At 40.6% G+C, this 23,610-nt stretch carries 16 protein-coding genes; 9 read left to right on the forward strand and 7 right to left on the reverse strand.

All coding sequences use genetic code 11. The features are described from left to right. Window positions 1-10: 10 nt before the first annotated feature. Window positions 11-568 (reverse strand): TMEM165/GDT1 family protein, encoded by a 558-nt coding sequence (locus H5182_RS02640; protein WP_145236272.1) that lies wholly within the window; start codon window positions 566-568, stop codon window positions 11-13. A gap of 294 nt (window positions 569-862) precedes the next feature. Next, the gene (locus tag H5182_RS02645) at window positions 863-1,720 is read right to left on the reverse strand and encodes a LytTR family DNA-binding domain-containing protein (RefSeq protein ID WP_182759465.1); all 858 of its coding nucleotides are present in this window, start codon (window positions 1,718-1,720) and stop codon (window positions 863-865) included. A gap of 103 nt (window positions 1,721-1,823) precedes the next feature. On the opposite strand from H5182_RS02645, the gene H5182_RS02650 reads away from it, so the two are divergent. From H5182_RS02650 to H5182_RS02665, 4 genes are all read left to right on the forward strand, one after another. Next, a complete protein-coding gene (locus H5182_RS02650) occupies window positions 1,824-3,872 on the forward strand; it encodes a TonB-dependent siderophore receptor (RefSeq protein WP_182759466.1) in 2,049 nt (682 codons plus the stop codon). A gap of 396 nt (window positions 3,873-4,268) precedes the next feature. After that, window positions 4,269-5,015: a type 1 glutamine amidotransferase domain-containing protein gene (locus tag H5182_RS02655; protein ID WP_145236262.1), complete on the forward strand. Its 747-nt coding sequence runs from the start codon at window positions 4,269-4,271 to the stop codon at window positions 5,013-5,015. A 300-nt stretch (window positions 5,016-5,315) separates the two neighbouring features. After that, window positions 5,316-5,942 (forward strand): YceI family protein, encoded by a 627-nt coding sequence (locus H5182_RS02660; RefSeq protein WP_259398222.1) that lies wholly within the window; start codon window positions 5,316-5,318, stop codon window positions 5,940-5,942. Window positions 5,943-6,173: 231 nt separating this feature from the next. Further along, a complete protein-coding gene (locus H5182_RS02665; RefSeq protein ID WP_145236256.1) occupies window positions 6,174-6,368 on the forward strand; it encodes a (2Fe-2S)-binding protein in 195 nt (64 codons plus the stop codon). 98 nt (window positions 6,369-6,466) lie between these two features. On the opposite strand, the gene bfr (H5182_RS02670) is transcribed toward H5182_RS02665, so the two are convergent. The 5 genes from bfr (H5182_RS02670) to H5182_RS02690 form a co-directional block, all read right to left on the reverse strand. Next, window positions 6,467-6,931, reverse strand: coding sequence for a bacterioferritin (gene bfr / locus H5182_RS02670; RefSeq protein WP_145236253.1), 465 nt, complete (start codon window positions 6,929-6,931; stop codon window positions 6,467-6,469). Window positions 6,932-6,941: 10 nt separating this feature from the next. After that, on the reverse strand, window positions 6,942-7,415 hold the full coding sequence (gene bfr / locus H5182_RS02675; RefSeq protein ID WP_149980077.1) for a bacterioferritin: 474 nt from the start codon (window positions 7,413-7,415) through the stop codon (window positions 6,942-6,944). 229 nt (window positions 7,416-7,644) lie between these two features. Next, window positions 7,645-9,783 (reverse strand): TonB-dependent receptor, encoded by a 2,139-nt coding sequence (locus H5182_RS02680; protein WP_182759468.1) that lies wholly within the window; start codon window positions 9,781-9,783, stop codon window positions 7,645-7,647. Window positions 9,784-10,475: 692 nt separating this feature from the next. Continuing rightward, entirely contained in the window at window positions 10,476-11,549 is a 1,074-nt protein-coding gene (locus H5182_RS02685) for a PepSY domain-containing protein (RefSeq protein ID WP_182734208.1), read from the reverse strand. Between the two features lie 112 nt (window positions 11,550-11,661). Continuing rightward, window positions 11,662-12,525, reverse strand: coding sequence for a cation diffusion facilitator family transporter (locus tag H5182_RS02690; RefSeq protein ID WP_145236243.1), 864 nt, complete (start codon window positions 12,523-12,525; stop codon window positions 11,662-11,664). A gap of 166 nt (window positions 12,526-12,691) precedes the next feature. Between H5182_RS02690 and H5182_RS02695 the strand changes: the two genes are divergently transcribed. The 5 genes from H5182_RS02695 (at window position 12,692) to H5182_RS02715 (ending at window position 23,609) form a co-directional block, all read left to right on the forward strand. Further along, window positions 12,692-13,072: a hypothetical protein gene (locus H5182_RS02695; RefSeq protein ID WP_182759469.1), complete on the forward strand. Its 381-nt coding sequence runs from the start codon at window positions 12,692-12,694 to the stop codon at window positions 13,070-13,072. A gap of 53 nt (window positions 13,073-13,125) precedes the next feature. Further along, window positions 13,126-14,385: a TolC family protein gene (locus tag H5182_RS02700; protein ID WP_182759470.1), complete on the forward strand. Its 1,260-nt coding sequence runs from the start codon at window positions 13,126-13,128 to the stop codon at window positions 14,383-14,385. Further along, the gene (locus tag H5182_RS02705; RefSeq protein ID WP_182759471.1) at window positions 14,382-15,602 is read left to right on the forward strand and encodes an efflux RND transporter periplasmic adaptor subunit; all 1,221 of its coding nucleotides are present in this window, start codon (window positions 14,382-14,384) and stop codon (window positions 15,600-15,602) included. The genes H5182_RS02700 and H5182_RS02705 overlap by 4 nt, the downstream gene beginning before the upstream one ends. 11 nt (window positions 15,603-15,613) lie before the next feature. Next, window positions 15,614-18,754, forward strand: a complete 3,141-nt coding sequence (locus tag H5182_RS02710) for an efflux RND transporter permease subunit (RefSeq protein ID WP_182734077.1) — start codon at window positions 15,614-15,616, stop codon at window positions 18,752-18,754. Window positions 18,755-18,866: 112 nt separating this feature from the next. Beyond that, a complete protein-coding gene (locus H5182_RS02715) occupies window positions 18,867-23,609 on the forward strand; it encodes a PAS domain-containing protein (protein ID WP_182759472.1) in 4,743 nt (1,580 codons plus the stop codon). Window position 23,610 lies beyond the last annotated feature (1 nt).

Here is a 23,610-nt window from a genome sequence, read left to right on the forward strand (position 1 = left end):
GCAGATAAAGTTAGCTAGTAACTAGGCCGTAACAACCCAAAGCAACAAACACTATTGCAGCAAGCATTCTTACTTTTGCCATTGGAATACGTTTTAGCAAGGCATTGCCAGCATAAATAACCGGCACATTGGCAAGTAACATACCTACAGTGGTTCCTATGGTTACCCACAACACTGATTGATATTGAGCGCCAAGCAATACTGTTGCTATTTGGGTTTTATCGCCAATTTCGGCAATGAAAAACAGCACCAAGGCAACTAAAAAAGCCCCGTATTGATCGTACTTATTGCTTACTTCTTCATCTTTATCTGGGATCAGAAGCCATAAGCCAACGACAATAAAACAGCCGTTCACAATCCAAGGCAGGTACGAAGAGGTAAAGCTTTGCGATAAATAATCACCCAACCATGCAGATAAACCATGATTGATAATAGTAGCGACTAAAATACCTAAAATAAGTGCAGGTTTATTGGCAAAGCGGGCAGCTAACAGCAGGGATAAAAGTTGCGTTTTATCGCCTATTTCAGCTAAAGCAACGGTGACGGTTGATGTGATAAATGTATCCATTTTACTTCTATAAGGCGGGAACATTAAACCAAGGTAAACGCCTATCTCCCGCCATGAGGATAGTGTTTACCCAGGTCTTGCCGATAATGCTTGCTACATTACAAACTTACCATGCACATGAGGTGCAATTATGTTGATAAGTTTACTTGCTGCGCTTTAAGTTAAAAGGCATCAAGCAGGCTACTCCCCCGAGAAGTGCGCACTTTGCCACATTTCTTTTTTAGAGTAAAGGTACAACAACAGGTTTTGTGGTGCGGCTGAGGGTGAACTCTGTAATTGAATATAAACGTATGCTTAAAACCATGCTTTTACTTTTTGCATATTATTCCTACTTACCAACACTTTATCATCATTGCTCATGAGTAGTGTTGCTTGGCGACCTTTACTTTTTACACTGCGAATATACGCCCGATTGACCCAATAACTACGGTGAGTTTGACTCATTGTATGCTGTTCATCAGCTTCGGCCAAAGCCGATATGGCATCTTTTAAATTAAATAAGATCAGTTTTTCGAAATCATGTGCAACGACTTTTAAATAATGTAGCTCGGCTTTTAAATAGACTATTTCATCTACGCTATTTACAGTAGCGAGCTGTAAAAAGGCGGTAAGCTTTTTTGTTTCTGGTTCTATTACTTCTGTAGCTTTGAGTGGCGCTAAGGGTGGGGATATCGGTATTGTGCGAGCAATTGCTAAAGTTGGCGTGTCGGGCGGCGTTTCTGGTAAAGGTATTCTTCTTTGCAAAGAAAGCCCAGTTAACCAAGGTAGATTTACAACTAACCAAGAAAACATTGCCGTGGGGATCATATCACTGCATTCTTGGACTAAAGCTGCGAGGGTATAATCAGTATCATGTAGCCAATAAACATCAAATAGCAGTGAGACGGGGGCATAAAATAGAGAGGCAATAAATGCGCTCACTAGCAACTTTAAAGCACTGTTAAGTCCTGATAATTGGCTAGTTAAAAATAGGTGAGTGGCGATAAAAAATAATGATCCGCTATGAACTTGAAGCTGCCACTGTAAAAAAACTTCAACAACATGACGTGTTTCATCATCGTTAACGAGGGTAAATAGGCTTGCTAAAATAAACCCCAAGATAAAAAAATATCGCCAAGGATTTATCTCACCTAACGGAAAATGCCCATTCATACAAAAAGCTGCCCATTCGTTCAAAATCAACAAACTTAATTAAAGCAAATTCAATCCATGGCGTAAATTGTTGTCATCACAATTTATACAAGGAATGGATACTATGAATAAAATGACACGATTATTACCTTTAACAATCTGTGCTTTGGCAGTCATTAACGCTCAGGCTAGTGATGAAAAAGAGCTCGAAGAAATAACGGTGATCGCAGTAAAACCAGATGGTTTAAAGATCAGTTCAGATAAGCTCTTATCATTACCAGGCACCGGGAATGATCCATTAAAGGGCTTAGAAGCACTGCCGGGGGTTGTACTTGCAACTCCCGCCACCGGAGGCCCGGTTGCGCAGCCTGCAATACGTGGTAGCTCGAGCAATGACAACTTATATCTTACCGATGGCTTGGAGATGGGGTATGTTTTTCATAATGACGGGTTAAGTGTTTATAACCCACTTCTCGTTGAGAGTTTTGAGTTAAAAACGGGGTCTTGGAGCAGTCAATACGCAAATGCGAATGGCGGAGTGATATTAACCAATTTAAGAGATCCCAATGGTGTGGAGCCGGCACGAGTGATCGACTTAAGCTTTTTTAGAAGTGGGTTTTTATATGAACAGGCCTTATCAAGCAACGCAGCGTTCTATGTTTCTTTTCGAGAAAGCTTAGTTCATACTTATGTTGATAATTTTATAGAAGACGAAGACTTTTCTTTCGCGGTACCACCGAGAAATCGAGACTATCAGGCAAAATTTATTTGGGATTTTGACGCAAACAATATTATTCGATTCTCCGCCAGTGGCGCAAAAGATTATATCGAAATAGCGTTTGATCAAGACGGTAGAGATATTGCTAAAAATCCTGATCTAGCCAGCGGCGAAAGATATCAAACTTACTACCACAGTCAAGCGGTGAGTTTGCAACATTTTGGCGATGTAATAGAGGCTAATTTTAGTGTTAATTTATTGACTCAAAATCAGCAAGAGCGTGAAGGGGAGGTTTTTAGATGGGATGCAGATATCACAAAATTGATTTTCAAAACTGAAAACCAATACGTAGCAGAATCCTTTACGTTAAATTTTGGTGCCACCTATAGAGACACGTCGGTAGACTATCTAGCCAGTGGCCGGTTGATGCCGTGTAATACCGAATTTGAAATGTGCCCACCTAGCTACTTTAGTCCTAAATTTAATGAGCAAGGGACTTTAACTATTTCAGATTATCATGCTTACACCCATCTTACGGGGCAAATCACTGCTAAACTTGATTATCAAATCGGCATTGCTGTTGTTGGCACAGACAATAACAGCCAAAGTTATGTTGAACCAAGATTAGGGATTGGCTTCGACCTCGATGACAATCACACGCTCAGACTAAACTACGGGATCCATCATACCTTTATAGATGACTATCAATTTTTAACCGCTCAATATGGAGAGCCAAGCCTTGAGGCGAGTAATTCATCGCAATGGGTTTTAGGCCTTGATTCACAATTAGCTGATGGAATAGCTCTACGAACAGAGCTTTTTTACAAAGAATTGAAAAACCTCGTTGTTGCAAACCCGCAAGCACAAGCTCGCAGCGAAAACGATGTAGCACTCAGTGATCTGCTTTTTGATGATGTTGCCAGTGGCGAAGCGTATGGGATTGAAATACTTGTAAATAAGCAACTGTCGAACGACTGGTTTGGCTGGGCAAGTATTGCTTATAGTAAAACAGAGCGAAAGAACCCATTAACAGCAGAGGCGTTTAATTCTGAATTTGACCTGCCTTGGGTTGCAAACTTGGTTTTAGATTATAAATGGAATGATCACTGGCAAGTCGGTGCAAAATGGCGATTTCAAAGTGGCAGGCGCTATACGCCAGTATTATCTGCACAGCCTTATAAAGAAACTGGCAGTCAAAATGCGCTCTTTTATATTCCAAAATACAGTGAATTTAACAGTTCACAATGGAGCAATTACCACCGTTTAGACATTCGTGCAGATTATAAAACACAGCTCTATGGCTTTGATGCTAATTTATATTTTGAAGTGTTAAATGTTTATGCTTCACGCGCAGTACAGGAGCTAGAATACAATCAAGACTACAGCGAGTTTGAAAAAGACTACCAGTTCCCTGATATGCCTTTACCATCTATTGGCATCACAATTAACTTTTAAAGATGATAACCCTCTTACTTTAAGTGTGAGAGGGTTGAGCATCTGAAATATAAATTTAGCGTTTTATGGTTGATAAAAAATTTAGAAAATCTAGCACTAAATGAAATTATAGGGGTTTAGAATTTTCGATAAATTGAAATTTGCCAGCAGTTATTAGCGTTTAAAACCCAACCAGAAAATAAGCTGCAAAGACTAAGACTACATAGGCCCTCTTTTTACAGTTGGCTGCGTTCGGATAGCGGTCGTTCATTGATAACTATTTTATCTGACTTGACTAAACCTCTATCTTGCAGGCCTTCCTAATACGCTTTTAAGTACCGATACAAATTCTATATTTAAACCTTTTCGTCTTTTGTCTCGTCTAAATAATAGTTTAATTATTTATAAAGGAAAAAAATGAAACTCTTATCTATTATTTTACTAACAGGCGCTTTGTTAGCCACAAATGCAATAGCAGAGCCTAAAAAGAAGGTACTGATAGTGGCATCTAATATGATAAATATGGGGGATCCTGAACAGCATGACGCAAGAAATAATTTATGGGAATTTGCACCTCCGTATCACATTTTTTTTAGCCACGGCTTTGAAGTTGACTTTGTATCACCTAATGGTGGAGAAGTTAAGTTTATGTTGGAGCCTTTAGGTATAAGTAGTTACACCATCAAATATGAAGGTTTCTTAGAAAAAGCAAACAGCTCATTCAAACCTGCTCAAATTGACCCAAATGACTATTGGGGCGTATTCATAGGTGGTGGCTATGGAGTAATGTTTGACGTTACAGATAACAAACAAATCCAATCCATTATCAGTAGTATTTATGAGTCAGGTGGTATTTTAGGTGTTGGTGGTCATGGCTCAGCGGGCATTGTAAACGTGAAATTATCTAATGGGGAGTTTTTGGTGAAAGGAAAAAAAATAGCTGGTTTTCCTAACTCTACTGAAACATCGAAACCATGGGCAAAACAAGGAACACTTTTACCTTTTCTTATTGAAAATCAACTTAATAAGAATGGTGCTATTGCTCAAAATAAAAAAACATTAAAAGATAAACACGCTGTGATTGCAGATCAACGTATTATCTCAACAATGTTTTTGCCTTCAGCTGCACTTGTAGCAAAAGAAATGATAACCTTAAGACAGTAATAACGGCGCTTAATAAGCTAATTAAGGCGGAACTGCTAAAGTTTGACTCGGTTTCGCTCAGCTACGCACTTTACTTTTTAAGGCGTTACCACCGTCCGCTAAATGCACTTTTGAGTAGTTCGGCTTTGAGCGTGAAGGAAAAATTAGCGGCTTCACTCCATCATAATATAAAAGAGAAGTGAAAATGGAAAATATGAGGCATTATATATTTTGATTTTATGAAAAATGACGTTTTATTTTACCTACACTCAACACATTACTAATGGCTTAACTACTATGAACTCAGCGTTAAAGAATACAATGCGAACATTTATACATTCGGTCTCAGTTATGTGTGCTGCGCTGTTACTGACAAGTTGTGTGAGTTGGATTGCACCAACTGTTAAATCTGAGTTGATAGCGCTTCAAGCGGGCGAATATCAGCTAGACAGTCAACATGCTGCATTAATATTTAAAATCCAACATTTAGGGTTATCAACCTATGTAGGGCGTTTTAATAAATTTGATGCACAACTCAACTTTGATCCTAATAATATGACTGCCGCGTCATTAAACGCAGTGGTGGATATTAGCTCTATTGATATTAATAATGCTGACTTAGCAGAAACCTTACAAAATGACACTTGGTTTAACAGTGAGCGTTTTGCGCAGGCATCATTTACTAGCAACACTGTTACAGTTATATCTGATAACGGTTTTAATTTCTCAGGTGATTTAACTCTTAGAGGTGTTACCAAACCTGTGACGTTTAAAGCCACATTTCACGGTGGAGCAGACAACTGGATGATAGGAAAATACACCATTGGTTTTAGCGCGGTAGGTCAAATCAAACGTTCTGACTTTGGCATGGACAGTTATATACCGATTGTTGGGGATCAAATTGACTTAGAAGTTTATGCGGAATTTCTTAATGTTGGTAAGCAATAAGAAGTAAGTAGATAGCTACTAAATCGTCAATGAGTGACATTTGCAGATAGAATATAATCCCTGAATGACCGCTAGGGCACATATCAGTTAACCGGATTGCGGTGATCATCTAAAACTATATGAAATTAAGCAAATAAAAATAATTCTCAATTTTATGCGATTATTAATTGCGAACCGTTTACGTTTAGATTAATATACAAGCTCGAATGTAATTGAGAGTGGTTTGTATTCATGTATATCTGTTTATGTCACGGTGTGACAGATAAAAAAATTGAACAAACAATCGACGAAGGCGCGACTACAATGCGCGAGCTTTCTAAAGAGCTTAAAGTCGGTAGCCAGTGCGGCAAATGCTGCGGCTGTACTAAAAAGATCCTCAACCGTAAGCTTATTCAAATTGCTGATATTACTGAGCAAGTGGCGTAGCTATTGCTTATTGGTAATCGTTTAAACTCAGTGACATTTATCTGTATTATAAAAACTAAAAAAGCAGCCTAAGCTGCTTTTTTGGTATTAACCAAACGTTACATTTGCGACTGCAGGTAGTTTTCAATACCGGTGCTTTTAATTAACTGTTGTTGTGTTTCTAGCCAGTCAATTTGCTCTTCTTGCTCAGATAAAATGTTATCGAGCGCTTCGCGGCTAATATAATCTTTTTTACTTTCAGCAAGTTTGATCGCATCTTTTAGATCAACCAATGAATCTAGTTCAAAACTCATGTTGCAGGCAATCATTTCTTCGCTGTTTTCGCCAATGCGTAAACGGCCAAGATCTTGAAGATTAGGTAAGCCTTCTAAAAATAAAATACGCTCAATTAAACGGTCAGCGTTTTTCATTTTTTGAATCGAGGTTTTGTAATCGGCTTTGTCTAATGCGCTAAAACCAAAATCTTTAAACATACGGGCATGCAAAAAATATTGGTTAATGGCTACTAATTCATTTGCCAGTATTTTATTTAATGCAACAAGAACGTCTTTATCGCCTTTCATAATTTAGCTCCTATTCGCCCATTTGTGATTGGTGATAGTTTTGGCTACCAATTTTATCAATCAAACCAAGTTGTTGTTCAAGCCAGTAAACGTGATCTTCTTCGGTATCGAATAATAGCTTTTCAAGGATCTCACGTGACTGATAGTCTTTTTCTTGCTCACAGACTGCAATTACTTCTTTAACACACTCAACGACTTCAAGCTCTAGGGTTAAGTCATTTTGCATCATTGATTTAACATCATGACCAATAATTAGATCACGACGTTTAGTCATGTTCGGTACGCCTTCGAGGAATAAAATACGCTTAATTAACCAATCAGCGTGATCTTTTTCTTCTTCCATTTCATGATTAAGGCGTACATAAAGTTTATCTAAACCCCAATCATCGTACATACGTGAGTGGATGAAATATTGATCGATTGCTGCAAGTTCATTTGCAAGCAATGTGTTAAAGCTGTCGATAACTTTTTGATTACCTTTCATAACGGCCTACCTTGAAATTCATAATTGCGACAAGTTTAGTGTAAAACCACAAAATTGCAAGTATTTTCCTTTTAAATCATATGGTTAATATTGCGTGTGATTCTCGTTTAAGTTTGCATTGTTGGTTGCTTTATGAACAGATTGCTATTTATATTTAAGGTTAAAGGTTAAAGGTTAAATTAAGAAAGGCTCGTTCATTGCACCGCGCAATGAACGAGTTTAATGATGCTTAAAATTTATATTTAACGCCAACAGTTGCTGTTGTTCCTAAACCTTTGATGTTATAGCCGCCGAATGTATATGACTGAGCGCGGGCTGGAAAGTAATCTTCGTTAAATAAGTTTTCAATACCTGCAAACCCTTGCCAGTTATCAGCAAATTGGTATTGGCCAGTTAAGTTAAAAATATTATAACTTTCGACAGGGCCCTGATCGCCCACATATTTGCCATCGTCATTTGCTGCAAAGCGTTTTCTATCGCCGACATACAGGTAACTTAATGTTAGTGACATAGCATCACTGGGTTGCCAGTTTAGGTTAGCTGTCGCTTTTGGTGGGCTGATCTGTTTAGAACCTAAATAAACATCTGCTTCGGTGTTTTTACCTTCAACATAGCTATACGTTGCCAGTAATTTTAGGTTTGCAGAAATTGTATAATCTACCAGTGTTTCGTAGCCCCAAATTTCCTGTGGTGCTCGTACTGGTTCATATACGCCGGTCACTTCATTAAATTTATTGGTTGTGCCAAGTTCAGAGGTACTACGATAGGCGGCAACTTCAATACGTACATTATCAAATTGTGAATTAAAACCAATTTCATAGTTGTCGATGATCGAGGCTTCAGTTTGGATCTGTCCAATATCGTTTACCGTGGCAGCACGCAACAAACGGCCAATGTCTGAAATATCGGAGCCTTGTGAGTAACTTAAAAATGGGCTGAATTTTTCATCAAGGTTGTACTTAATACCAATATTATAGGTTGTCGCATCGTAATCTATAGTGTCGCCTTTAACGTTAATAGGTACTGAGCACTGAGTTGGCGTTTTACATAGTTTAAGTGTGCGGTAATCGTCTACAGTTAAATCAATGCTTTCTTTGCGAACACCGGCTTTGACAATAAGGTCATCAGCAATCACCCATTTGGTTTGTAAAAAGCCAGCAACACTTTGCATATCCATCTCTGGAACCCAGATACGGCCATCAACAAGTGGCTGCGAAGTCACATCGGTTAATGCATCGATACCATAAATAAATGAGGCTTCGATAGAATCAAAATCTATTTGGGTATTAAATGTTGCCCGTGCGCCTTTTTTCTCTGATCTGATAATTGACTGGCCGCCGTCATAATTTTCGTCTTGATTAGCAAGATTGGGGGAGAAGAAAAACACGTTTTCTATATCTTGCATATAAAGATCTAAGGTCATTTGGGTGTTATCAAATAGCGCGTAGTCTATGTACTTTAGGGTGATATTTTCGTTGCCTTCGGGGCCTTGTGGTTTACCTTGTTTTTGTAATTCAGATGGTACATGGATTGCGTAGGTTTTTTCGCCTAAGCTGATATCGCCAGCAACATCGCCAAGGTCAGTTTTTTGCTGCGAACTGAAGTAGTTATAACTAAATTGTAGCTGTTTTTCGTCATCAAAATCATAGCCCAATTTAGTAAAGTAGTTTTGTGTAACTGCGTCGGATAAACCATATTGTAAACCGAGTATGTCACCCTGGGCATCACGTTGTACGCCATTTTCTTCATAGCTGGCAGTAACTAAATAGCTAAATTTGTCAGCACGGCCATTAATGGCTGCTGATAGCCTTGCACCGGCACTTTCCTCAAGTTTTACCGCACTAAAGCGACTCGATAAACTTATTTCACCTTCGGTTTTACCATCACTTTTTGCTTGTTTAGTGATGTAATTAATAATACCGCCTGATGCACCGTTACCGTAAATAGAGGTGGCACCTTTGATCACTTCAATGCGGCCGATGGCACTTGGGTCGAGGCTCTTTATACCTAAAGAGCCATTACGCAGTGGGGTTGATTGCGGCACGCCGTCAATCATTATAAGTGGTGCGCGACCACGCAGCGTTTGCCCGGTATTACTCGAACTACCTGTATCAGGAGCAAGGCCAGGCACCATTTGCGCAAGTAAGCTTTGTAGCTCAGGATTTACTTTTAAATGCTCTTCGATTTGCTGTTGATTGATAATAGTAATTGATGCGGGAACCTCATCAATGCTTTCAAAAACACGGCTACCAGAGACAATCACACGATCCATTTGCGTATCGGTTAATTGGTTTTTATTGATTGCTTCATCGGCAAAAGTGGCAGTGCTTACAGCGAGGGCTAATAAAGTGAAAGAGGTTTTAAACATGAAGATCCTTTACGACTATGTAATTATGAGATATTGCTGTTTTTATTGGCGCAATAATAAGTGTAAAGAAGTGTAAAGGCAAGGATATTGATAGTTATTATCAATTGCATTTTGTTTTTGCTATTCAAAAAAGTTAAACATCAGCATTATGCTTGCAAAAAATGCCAACCAAAGCGGCGCACTTGCTTGATATTTTCCGACATTAAAAAGTTGATAACAAAAACCAATAAGCAGTAGTACCTCAATAAGTAGCTGGAGTGGAAAACCCACAAAGGCATAAATGATTCCTATCACTGAGAGAAAGCTATTACCTGATAGTTTGCTCAAGGTGCCAGTAAAAAACTCGGCTGCTATAAAAAAACACAGGTGGTTGATTAGAAATAATAATAGAACACTTTTCATAGCTCTCGTCCTTAAGCTTTTTTCCTGATGCGCTAATAAGTGATTAATTTAATGTAATTGGTACGATTAATTTTAGGAGCTAAAATAGGAAAAATAAAGCAACATCACTTGTTTAAAGTATGAGTTGCTACAAGGCTAAAAAGTACATTTACATCGAGTCAGGAACGGCAGTTATTTGAAAGGTAAGGGTGGCATGAGTTGATCTGACAGTGTTACTGGTGGTGTGAACTTAAAGTTATTGTTCAACATCACCAGTGCGAGCTGATTTATTAAAACGTTATAATGCTGAGTTATCTATAATGGCGCTTATACCAAAAGTAACCCCCGCTGATAGTAAAAAAAGCAGGCAGTAGTGCAACCAATAGCCATAACATTTGCACCAGAAAGCCGGCAAAATCGCCAATATGAAATTTGTATTTAAAATTCCACGCGCGAGTTGTGAGGTTGGCTTTTGAGGCATCGTAAGATTGCAGTACTTGACCGGTGTATTGATCGGCCCATACCCAACTATAAGCATGACTTTCATCAGGATTTCTTACTCTAAGGGCAACTGGGTCGCTGGCTTTTTTAGGTAAATAGATACGAAATAATTCAGCCTCAGGAAATACGGCTAATGCGTTTTGTATAGCCACTGCAAAGTTATCGCCATTGATTATATTTGGCACCTCGAGTTCCGGCGCTTTAGGGCGTGCCTCTACATTATTTTGTGTTACAAACTCAAGCACTGCTTTGGTCTCGTCTTTCCAGTGAAATGCCATACCAGTAAAGGCAATTAAAATAAGAGGGATAAACAGATACATGCCAATCACTGTATGGAGTTGGTAAAGCAAAATACGTAATTTAGCCTTGGGTTTTATTACTAAACGTTTTAGGCGATTTTTAGGTTTAAGCCACATGTATACGCCAACGAATATATTGATAATAAAAATTAACGCACAGATAGAGACCCAATTGCGCAGCGGCTTTTTGCCATCTGCATCTTGGTATAATAGCCAACGATGAACGGCCATGGTAAAGCCATACACTGTACTGTAATAATCATATTTGAGCAGTACTTGTCCGGTATATGGGTTAACGCTGATATAGTTTTTATCAGCAAGCTGGGCTTGCCATGCAACAGTGGGCTGCTGCTCTGGCATAAGTAAAGTGACATTTTGTTTGGAGTGAATAGCCAGCGTATTGATAAGCACCGGATAGGCCAGTGGTGTTGATTGCGGGGTTACTGTCCAATATTGCGGGTTAATGATTTGCTGAATGTCTTTTGCGTAAATTAAAATAGCGCCGGTGATGCTTAAACAGATCAAAAACAGCCCACTAACTAATGTCAGTATTAAATGAGTACGGCGTAACCACAGCTTTAACAACACAGATATCCTATGATATTTATAAAAATAAAGATGCGATGATAAATGAGAACGCGAGCTGTTTTCAATAAAAATCCGATTAAATGCAATTATGAGTTCGCATCATGGTTTGTTATTGTGGCTGTTTATATTCAATAATACATTGCTCAATAGCAAATTCATGGTGTAAATAGTCTTTAATTGCGTCAATATCAAGTGGCTGAGTAGCTATGATCACCAGTTCACAACAGGTCGTTTTCTCATCAATTTGCCAGGCTTTAATGCTGTGTACTTGGCTAATTGTAAAGTGCTTTTGTAACGCATTAGTGATTGCTTCACGATTAAAGTTATTGGGCGCAGCTTGCATAAGAATTTTGCAACTTTCAATCAGTAGTAATACCCCGTGATAAATTACATATGCCGAAATGAATACTGTGGCAATCAAATCAACAATATACCATTGATAGAGAATAATTAAGGTACCAGCCACAATTACCACGATCGAGGCCATAGCATCAGACACATTATGAATAAATGCAGCGCGAATATTCATGCTATTTTTTGCCCCCGCACGAAAGGTCAACACCGCCGTCGCAACATCAATTACTAGTGCTAATGCTGCCACCCACACTACAATCCAGCCATCGATTGGGGTTGGGTTAAAATAGCTGTCAATGGCTTCTAGTATTAAAAATCCACCAATAATGATTAAGGTGCTGCTGTTTAACAATGTGGCTAAAATTTCTGCACGTTTATAACCAAAATGATAGTGCTCGTTAGCGGGTTTATTACCAATTCTACGGGCGATTAATGCGATAAAAATAGCCGCTGCATCACTGAGATTATGCAATGCATCGGCAATTAAAGACAGACTGCCAGAGATAAGACCGCCAACAACTTGGGCAATAGTAAGTAGCACATTGATAAAAACAGCGAAGCCTAGCTGGCGATCACTTTGGTCGTCATTGTGATGACTATGAGAATGTTGATGAGCCATATTGAGTATTGCCTAAGTTGTTATTATATTGATACTACAATACTAAATGAGCATTGCTGAATTAGCCAGCGGCATAAAGTTGGCATCTGTCGCGAGCGGTTAAGCACTTTTCAGTAACGAAAAGATGTGTTAAGTTAGCTTGGAAATCGTTCAAAGGATATATTGCTTGAAGCAATTAGTGTTGTTAATCTTAGCGTTTGTACTACTTCAGCCTGTGCTGGATAGTTTTGACGTGGCTGATCATAACACTGCTATTAACGTAACCTCGCAATTATTACATCAACAAAGTCAATTAGACGAACACTGCTCTGTCAATAACGATCATGATATTCACCAACTGCAACATCAGCAATTAAGCCAAGCCTTAGCTGATAACGCCGATGATGCGCATTGTCATGTATGTCATATCCCCGCATTTTTTACTGAGCCGTGGCAGCAGCATGTCAATTTACCAAGCTACGACATTATTAGTTTGAACGCCCCTGCATTTAATTCGCGTCTACTTATTCCTGATCTACGCCCTCCAATTACTCACTCACTAAGTTAATTTTTAGCTGGCCAATATTATGGTCACCGATTTATTTAGTAAGAGTATATGTTATGAATTTATACAAACCATTTGGGTTTGCTTGTCTGTGTGCGACTGTATTAGCTGCACCACCCGCATTGGCTGCGCCAACGCATAATACCGCCGATTTAACCTGGTTGTTGTCGCAATTAAAACAACACCCAAATTTACAGGCTGATTTTCAGCAGCTGCAAAGTGCCACTGCATCCGTGCGAGCCGCAGGGCAATCTCTATATAATCCAAACCTTGAGTCGAGTATTGAAAAAGAAGGCGATGCTAATAATTTTAGTATTGGGCTGAGCCAAACATTTGATATTAATGATCAACAACAGGCACAACACAGTGCGGCGCTACTGACACTGGTTGCACAGCAGCAGCGTTTGCAATTAACGTATTTACAATTAGTTGAACAAACCCTGATTGCGCTTATCAATTGGCGCAGTAGTAAAGCAGCTTTTCAGTTAGCGCAACAGCAAGAGCAGCAATTAGAGCGTTTAGTTACCGTGGTTAAGCGCCGTCGAGCGGCCGGAGAAGTCGGGTTGCTGGATGAACAATTAGCATTGTACTCACTATCAGAAATTTTGAATCAAACCGCCCAACAAGCCAGTGCTTATGCAGATGCTAAATTAGCTGTGCAGGCACTGTTACCAACGTGGCACGAAGATGGACAGCTGACACCTGAACAGTTACTCAGTGGTATTAAACTCACTACAGATACTGAAAATGTGGTCCAACATCCACAACTTTTGCTGGTGAAATCACAATGGCAACAACAGCGTCAGCAAGTAAAGGTGATCAAAGCAGAGCGAGCCGTCAAACCAACCATTGGGCTTGTAGCAGGTAAAAATGGTGATGATAACCTTGTCTCTGTGAGTTTTTCTATGCCGCTGAATATAGTGAATAATTTTAGCGATGAATATCAAGCTGCAGAATTTATGGTGATGTCAAAAGAAGCCGAATATCAAGCTTTAAAGCGCACTATGACGTTTCAAGCGCAAGCCAGTAAAGAGGTGATGCAAGCGTACGCTCAGCGCGTTAAGCGTTGGCAGTCGATTAACCAAGCAAATGCAGATAGCAGCCTTACGTTGATAGAGCAACAATGGCAAAGCGGTGATATCAGTACCGCTGAGTACCTAACCATGCGCCAACAGCGTATTTCAGGATTACTTGCTGGCATTGAAATTGTTCAGCAAAGCCAACTGGCGAGTGTGAATTGGTTAACGCAAAGTGGTCAACTTAGCCATTATATTTCTACCTTTACGGATCCCCTAACTGATGGAGCTGCACTATGACGCGCTTAAAAATTATTCTTTCTGCTGTGCTATTTATTTTTAGCAATTTAGGGCAGGCAACCACTGTTGCACAACAAAAGTTTGATGATACAAAAACAGGTCATCAACACAGTGAAGAAGCACCGCACGCTCATACACCAGATGCAGCCCTTGATCATAGTGCTACCACAGCAGTACAACCGAGTGAGAATGTTGAACATGATCAAGCCGGCGGGGTACGTTTAACCCCGACACAAATGCGTTTAGCAAATGTGCAGATCAGCCCATTAGTGAAGCGCACTTATCAAGCGCAGTTGTATGCCCCTGGTGAAATCAAAGCTAATGGTTATAGCAGTTATGTGTTGTCGCCACGGGTAGATTCAATTGTGGTGAAACGTCACGCAACCTTAGGACAACATATTCAAGTAGGCGCACCGTTAGTGACTTTATTTAGTGCCGAGGTCGCCAGTGCACAAACCACTTATCGATTAGCTAAAGCACAGTGGCAGCGGGTGCAAAAAATGGGCAAAGGTACGGTGAGCGAAAAACGCTTACTCACAGCCAAGGCAGAATATGAAGTGGCTCACAGTCAACTTGTGGCGTTTGGTTTATCGGCTAAAGCAATTGCGCAAAGTGCGGTCAGCCCAGCCGATAAACTGGGGGAGTACACATTATTCGCTGGTACGTCAGGGGCTGTGCTCAGTGATAATTTTGCACAAGGGCAGCGGGTCGATGCGGGAATTGAACTGATGCTGATTGCTGATGAAAGTCTACTATGGGTTGAAGCGCAATTGTCGGCAAATCAAACCATTAATATTGATACAGGCACAATAGCGCAAGTGAAAGTGAATCAATTCACATACCCAGCCAAGGTGATCCAAGAAGCACACACTATAGATCAGATCACTCGCTCACGGATTGTGCGTTTAAGTGTACAAAACAGCCAGCATCAATTACACCCGGGGATGTTTAGTGACGTGTATTTTGAATTTTCAACTGAGCAACAAGTGTTGGCAGTACCAGAGCAAGCTCTACTTAGGAACCCAGATGGTGATTGGGCGGTATATGTGCAAGATGAAGACGGTGAACTTATAGCAACTGAAATTGAACGTGGCCGACGGTTTGGTCAGCTTCGTGAAATTAAAGGATTAGCTGAGGGCACTAAAGTCGTTACTCAAGGAGCATTTTTTGTCGCATCAGAACAAGCTAAAGGCGGTTTTGATCCGCACAACCATTAGGAGCTAACACTATGTTTAATAATATAATAGATAGTGCGATTGCTAATCGACTACTGGTTTTGCTGACTCTTTGTGTATTAATTGTCACCAGTGTTGTGGTGATCCCAAAACTCAACCTTGATGCTTTTCCAGATGTTACCAATGTGCAAGTGGCTGTTAATACCGAAGCACCAGGTTTGGCTGCCGTTGAAGTTGAGCAGCTGATCACTTACCCAATTGAAGCGGTCATGTATGCATTACCTGATGTAGAGCAAGTTCGTTCGATTTCTAAAACGGGGCTTTCTGGTGTTACCGTGGTGTTTAAAGAAGGGGTGGATATCTATTTTGCCCGCCAACTGGTATTTGAGCGTTTGCAAGCAGCGAAAGAACTGATCCCGGACGGGATTGGTTTGCCAGAAATGGGCCCGAATACGTCAGGGCTCGGGCAGGTTTACCAATACTTATTAGCGGCATCACCTGAATCTGGCTTGGATAGTATGGCGCTGCGCAGCTTAAACGATTGGATTGTGAAGTTACTCATCTTACCCGTTGATGGGGTTACCGAAGTACTGTCGTTCGGTGGTGATGTGCGTCAATACCAAGTAAATCTTAACCCAAATAAGTTATTGGCTTATCAGCTCGAGCAACAACAAGTGGTCACTGCACTGGAAGAAAACAACACCAATGTAGGTGGCTGGTATATGAACCGCGGCCAAGAGCAGTTAGTTATTCGTGGAACAGGTTGGTTTAATGCCGGCACACTAGGGCTGCAAGAAATAGCACAAACACCATTGAAAACCATCAATGGCACAGTGATCACCATTGCCGATGTGGCAGAGGTGACGCTTGGCAGTGAAATTCGCCAAGGTGCCGCTACGATGAGTAAAAAAGATGGTCAAGGTAATGTGCAATCATTAGGTGAAGTGGTGACAGGGGTGGTATTAAAACGCATTGGTGCAAATACCAAGCAAACCATTGATGGTATTAGCGCGCGGATTGCGATGATCAATCAAGCACTACCAGAGGGGGTAACGTTTGAACCGTTATATGACCAAGCTGATTTGATCACCAAAGCGGTTGATACTGTCGTAGATGCCTTGCTATTAGCGTTTGTATTTATTGTGGTTGTGCTGGCGTTATTTTTAATGAATTTACGCGCCACATTATTGGTTTTATTGTCTATACCAATCTCCATTAGTATGGCTTTATGTGTCATGTCGTGGTTAGGGCTCTCGGCTAATTTGATGTCACTCGGTGGTATTGCTGTAGCAATTGGTATGCTGGTGGATGGCTCGGTGGTGATGGTGGAAAATATTTTTCGTCACTTAACTAACAATACTCATGCTGATCACTCACCGGCTAAATTGATTTCTATGGCGGCTAAAGAAGTTGCCAGGCCGGTATTTTTTGCTGCACTAATTATTTTAGTCGTGTTTATGCCGCTGTTTAGTTTTGAAGGTGTAGAAGCTAAATTATTCCAGCCAATGGCTATAAGTATCATGTTAGCTATTATTTCTGCTGTGATTGTTGCGCTAGTAATCGTGCCAGCAATGGCAGTGTATTTATTTTCTAAAGGTGTCACAGTTAGGCGCAGTGTATTACTTGAGCCGTTAGATAAAACTTATCAAATATGTTTACGCTGGGCAATGGACGCACGTAAAACGGTGATCTCGCTGGCGGGAATATTAGTGGTGATTGCTGGTATCTTATTGCCGCAACTAGGCACTGAGTTTGTGCCAGAGCTTGAAGAAGGCACTATTAACTTACGGGTAACACTGGCACCTTCGGCAAGCTTGGATACAGCATTAATGGTCGCTCCTAAGTTGGAAGCGATATTATTGGCCTTTCCTGAAGTTGAGTATGCACTTAGCCGAATTGGTCGCCCAGAAGTCGGGGGGGATCCAGAGCCAGTTAATAATATTGAAATTTACTTAGGTTTAAAGCCGGTGAGTGAATGGCAATCAGCTGCTAATCGTGCACAACTGCAAGTGTTAATGGAACAAAAATTAGCGCAGTTTCCTGGTTTATTGTTTAACTTTTCACAGCCGATAGCCACGCGGGTGGATGAGCTACTATCAGGGGTGAAAGCGCAACTAGCGATTAAGCTGTTTGGTGCTGATTTAGATGTGTTAGTCGCTAAAGGGCAGCAAATTGAGCAAGCTGTAAAAAGTGTTGCTGGCGCTAAAGATGTGGCAATGGAACAAATTGCTGGTGAAGCACAATTAGTGATCAAACCGAACCGCTTAGCACTTTCTCGCTATGGTTTATCTGTGGGTGATTTAATGTCGATAGTGCAAGATGGCATTGGCGGCACTGCGGCAGGGCAAATTATTAATGCCAATGAGCGGTATGATATTTATGTGCGCATTGGTGCAGAGTTTCGTGACAGCCCAGAAGCCATTGCAGACCTACGTTTATCCTCACCGACAGGTGCCGTGGTTAGGGTTGGAGATGTCGCAACGGTTAATATTGAATCTGGTCCGCCACAAGTGCGCCGTGATGACGTTCAGCGCCGAGTAGTGATCCAAGCCAATGTACAAGGGCGCGATATGGGCTCAGTCGTCGCGGATATTCGCCTTGCCATAGCTGAGCAAGTTGATTTACCCGCAGGTTATGGTGTGAATATCGGCGGTCAATTTGAAAACCAACAACGGGCGCAGCAGCGTTTATCTATCGTGGTGCCTATTTCGCTGGCTTTGATTGCATTACTTTTGTATTTTGCATTTGGCTCAATAGGCCAAGCATTGCTGATTTTAGTCAATGTGCCGTTAGCAGTTATTGGTGGTGTGGTTGCACTTTACGTATCAGGGCAATATTTATCAGTGCCAAGCTCTGTGGGTTTTATTACCTTGTTTGGGGTGGCAGTGCTTAACGGCGTGGTGATGGTTGAGAGTATCAATAATCGCGTTAAAGCGGGAGATAGTCTACAAAGCGCGGCATTTAATGGCGCACTATCTCGGCTGCGACCGGTACTAATGACAGCGTTAACCTCAGCGCTTGGTTTGATACCCATGTTGATATCAACAGGCATCGGCGCTGAAATTCAAAAACCATTAGCAACGGTTATTGTTGGCGGATTATTTACCGCAACCTTTCTTACTTTATTTGTATTGCCGGTACTCTACGCTCAATTTAGTCAGCAGTTTTATCGTGTCAATGGGAATAAAAACTAGCTTTACTGCAGTACCTTACACAAGGCGCATAAACTTGCGTCTTGTGTTATTTAGTGCATTAATATATGTAAGTAAGTGTCTAAAACAATAAAAAGTTGATTATGGAAATACAATGCTGAATAGCCTGTTAAAAAATAAAAGCCAATCTATACGGACGAAACTGATTGTTACTTTTATTGTCATTGCGCTAGCGCCATTGTGTTTACTGTCGTGGTTTAGTTTACAACATGTTATTGATTCTCTGGAGCAAAGTGCTGAGGTGCAACTAGTTGAATTGAGTAGTATAGGTAAGCAATTTGCTGATATTTGGTTTGCAGATCATATTAAAGATTTGTACCTGTTAAATGATCAACTCAGCCATAAGCAGTTGGATAAACAATCACTAATCAACGAATTTGTTGCGCGCTATGACTTTGTAAATGACATTGATATTATTATTGACCCTCTTAATCGTACTAATTTAGTTAATAATGCTGCATTCTCTGAGTTAGATAGCGAACAGCTAAACGCTATGCTTATCGATTTAGAGCGAGGCGCAGCGAGTGTATTTATCTCAACGCAAGCAAAGCCGCAACGACACTTTGTAGTGTTGCCAGTAACCAATACCCAACAGATATTAAACTCTATTATTTTGGTTGAGGTTAATTTTCAAGGGTTGCTCGAAAACTTAGCTCATGTTCATGAAAATAATGAAGAGTTGACCTTTCATATTATCAAAAGTGGCGTTGTACAAGATGCAACGCACTCCTCACTTTCTGCGATGTTAAGTAAGCATTTAGCAAAGTTTGATCATGTCTTTACTTATCATAAAAGTGATAATACCAAGCACTACGCGATACTTACACAGTTAAACTTTGCTAGTGCAACTGATTGGCAACTACTGGTGGAAAAGCCTGCGGTGGTTATGCTCAAAGGCGCCACTACTTATAAAAAAGCGGCGATGTTAGTTAATATTATTGCTTTATTAGTCATTCTGGTGCTGTCGTGGTGGTTCGCTCGGCGGCTATCACGGCCACTTATTTCGCTTGCTAGGGCATCGACTGAGATTAGCAATGGTTCGCGAAGCCGCATACCTATTTTAGCGGATAGCAGTGAACTGCAGCAGTTGTCGATTGACCTCGATCATCTGGTTAGTAGTAAATTACAGCAGCAATCAAGGTTGCAAATGCAAAGTGAAGCACTGCAATTAGCACTTAAGCAACTAGCGGAACAAAAAAGCGCACTTGATGAACATGCAATTGTTGCAGTGACCGATATCAAGGGCACGATCACCTTTGTTAATAAGAAATTTTGTGAGATCAGCGGTTACTGCGAAAGTGAATTGTTAGGAAAAAATCACCGTATTTTAAACTCCGGGACTCACCCTAAAGATTTTTTTAAAGGCATGTATAAAACCTTAATCGCAGGCAATGTATGGCATGACCAAATCTGTAATCGAGCAAAAAATGGTGACTTTTATTGGGTCGATACCACCGTAGCGCCTTTTTTAGATGAGCATGGGCAACCGCAAAGTTATATTGCTATACGCACAGACATTACCGCATTGAAATTACAAGAATTTGAACTCGAACAGCATAAAACACAATTGCAATTAGTGCTGGACAGCACTGCAGTAGGGATCTGGGACTGGTATGTAGATACCGGCAAAGCATATTTTAATAACCGCTGGGCGAGTATTATCGGCTATAAATTAGAAGAACTACAACCAACTGATTTTAATACATGGAACAAATATACTCATCCAGATGATCTTGTTACTTCAGGGCAGCTTTTAGAACAGCATTTTGCGGGTGAGAGCGATTATTATGTCTGCGAAGTTCGTATGTTGCATCGTCTCGGACATTGGGTGTGGGTTCTGACCACAGGACGTATCGTTGAGCGCAATAGTGATGGCTCTGCAAAACGAATGATAGGTACTCATCTTGATATTACAGAGCGAAAAGAAACAGAAGCACAATTGCAATTGAGTCGCGACCGATTTGTGTCTCTGGTTGGCAATATTCCAGGCATTGTGTATCGATGTAAATACGATGCCCAATGGAGTATGCTCTATCTGAGTGAACAAACAAAAGTTATTACCGGCTATGAACCAAGTGATTTAGTTGATAATCATAAGCTGAGCTTCATTGAATTAATTCACCCGGATGATGTCTCAAGCGTGGCAGAGAAAGTGAGAGTCGATGTTGATGCTCGTCAGCCATGGTCATTAGAATACCGTTTGGTCGCTTCTGACGGCAGTATTCATTGGGTACATGAAAAAGGTCAAGCAGTGTATGATCAGGCTGGCAAAGTATTGTATTTAGATGGTTTTATTCATGATATAACCGAACGTTATCATACTCAATCAACACTTTACCGCCAACAAAACTTACTTGAAGCAATGAGTAAACAAGGTCAAATTGGTGCTTGGGAAGTTGATTTAGAAGCACAGACTATGTACTGGTCTGATGAAGTCAAAGCAATTCATGAAGTCGCTGACGACTATCAGCCAGTAATAGGGCAAGCTCTTGATTTTTATAAGCAAGGTGAACATCGTAATAAAATTAGCGAACTGTTCGAAGATGCTGTTATTAATGGTAACAGCTGGGAAATAGAGTTAATCCTTGTCACAGCGTTAGGCAATGAAAGATGGGTTAAGTCGATAGGCCAAGTTGAATTTAAAAATGAACGTTGTGTGCGTGTGTATGGTTCATTTCAAAATATTGATACTTACAAACACCTCGAATTAGAGAGTAAAAAAGCCAATCAGTACAATAAAAACCTGGCTAGTTTAACAGTTTCTCCTGAGGTACAGGCTGGTAATTTCGATGCAGTAAAAAATTTAGTTGCGCAGTCAATGTGTGAGGTACTAGATGTGCAACGCGCAGCAGTTTGGTTGTTTGATGAAGCTAGCGATGAAATGACGTGCGTGAGTTTATTTATTGATGAACAAGGCTTTGTCGAGCAGCCTTTAGTGTTTAAAGCGAGTCAATTTCCCGTTTATTACCAAGCAATATTTGCACAAGGTTTAGTGGCAATTAATGATGTTAATAGCCATCCTGCAACTGTAGAATTTATTGATACTTACACAACGCCATTAAATATTAATTCGATGCTCGATGCGGTGATATCTACCGGTGAGGGCATTTTAGGGGTGCTATGTGCGGAAAGTGTCGATAGCTATCGCTGTTGGAGCCAAAATGAAGAAACCTATTTACGCTCTTTAGCGACATTAGTGGGCAGCGTGTTAATGTCGCAAAGGCGCAAGCAAACCGCTCAAGAGCTGAAACTTGCATTAGTTAAAGCTAATGCTGCAGCAACAGCAAAAAGCCAATTTTTAGCAACCATGAGCCATGAAATACGCACCCCAATGAATGGGGTGTTGGGTATGCTTGAGCTTATCGAACTTGAGGCCTTGACCAAGCCGGTGCGAACGAAAGTCGCTATTGCTAAAAATAGTGCGCATTCTTTATTATCGGTAATTAATGATATTTTAGATTTTTCGAAAGTTGAAGCTGGTAAAATCGAGCTAGAAAGCATCAACTTCAATGTCTGTAATTTACTTGGCGAAATAGCTGAATCTCAAGCGTTATCAGCGCAAGAGAAAAATATTGAAATCATTCTCGATTTAGTGGCTGTGACACCGGTGCAATTTAAAGGCGATCCGGGGCGTATTCGCCAAGTGTTGACCAATTTACTGAGTAACGCTGTTAAGTTTACTGCGCAGGGGGAGATATTGATCCGCGCATCAGTAACCGCCATTGAACAGCAATATCAGCTCAGTATTAGTGTAAAAGACTCCGGCATCGGAATTGATCTAACCAAGCAAAAAGATTTATTTAGCCCTTTTTCACAAGTTGATGCGTCGACTACGCGCGAATATGGCGGTACTGGCTTAGGTTTAGCAATTTGTATGCAGCTGTGTGAGCTGATGGGCGGAACTGTCACTTTAACCAGCGAAGTTGGCCAAGGCTGTGAATTCACAGCGACGATTATGCTACAAGAGGGGAGCGAAACCGAACGCAGTATACCGACCATAGATCTGACCAAGCTCACTATATTGGTGGTTGATGATAACGAAACCAACCGGATAGTGATAAGCCAACAGCTTGCTCATTGGGGAGCTAAAGTAGAGCTTGCATGCAATGCAAGGCAGGCGCTTGAGCTGTGTGAAAAGCGTATAGCTGCTCAACAGAGTTTATATGATATAGCGTTATTAGACATGCAAATGCCAGAAATGGATGGCTTAGCGCTGTGTCGAAAATTAAAAGCTGATGATGATTTTAAAGCTATGCCATTAGTAATGATGACCAGTATTGCGGGGATGGAAGGCGCGCAGCGGTTTAATGATGCTGGATTTCAAGCGTACTTTCCAAAACCGATTACCACTGCTGATTTGATTTCAACAATAGCAGTGATCGCTGATGAACAGTGTTCGACAGACTTACCTTTAGTGACATCAAGTTATATATCCTCACTGCGTAGTGATCAGCATAGAGCAAATAGCCATATTTTATTGGTTGAAGACAATCCGATTAACCAGCAAGTATCTAAACTAATGTTAAGTAAACTGAATTTTACCGTAACGCTAGCGGAGAATGGTCAGCAAGCTCTTGATATTTTAGCGAAAGTACCTGCAGAACACTTTAATTTAGTGCTCATGGACTGCCAAATGCCGGTGATGGATGGATTTGACGCTACTCGCGCAATTCGTGCCGGTGAGGCGGGTGCTAAACATCAACAGATCACGATTATTGCACTCACAGCCAATGCAATGGATGAAGACAAACAGTTGTGTTTAGCATCTGGAATGGATGACTACTTGGCTAAACCAATTCAACTACAAATATTAAAAGATAAACTAGATCAGTATTAAA

The organism is Pseudoalteromonas sp. SG44-17 (assembly GCF_014164235.1).
Taxonomy (GTDB): Bacteria; Pseudomonadota; Gammaproteobacteria; order Enterobacterales; family Alteromonadaceae; genus Pseudoalteromonas; species Pseudoalteromonas rhizosphaerae.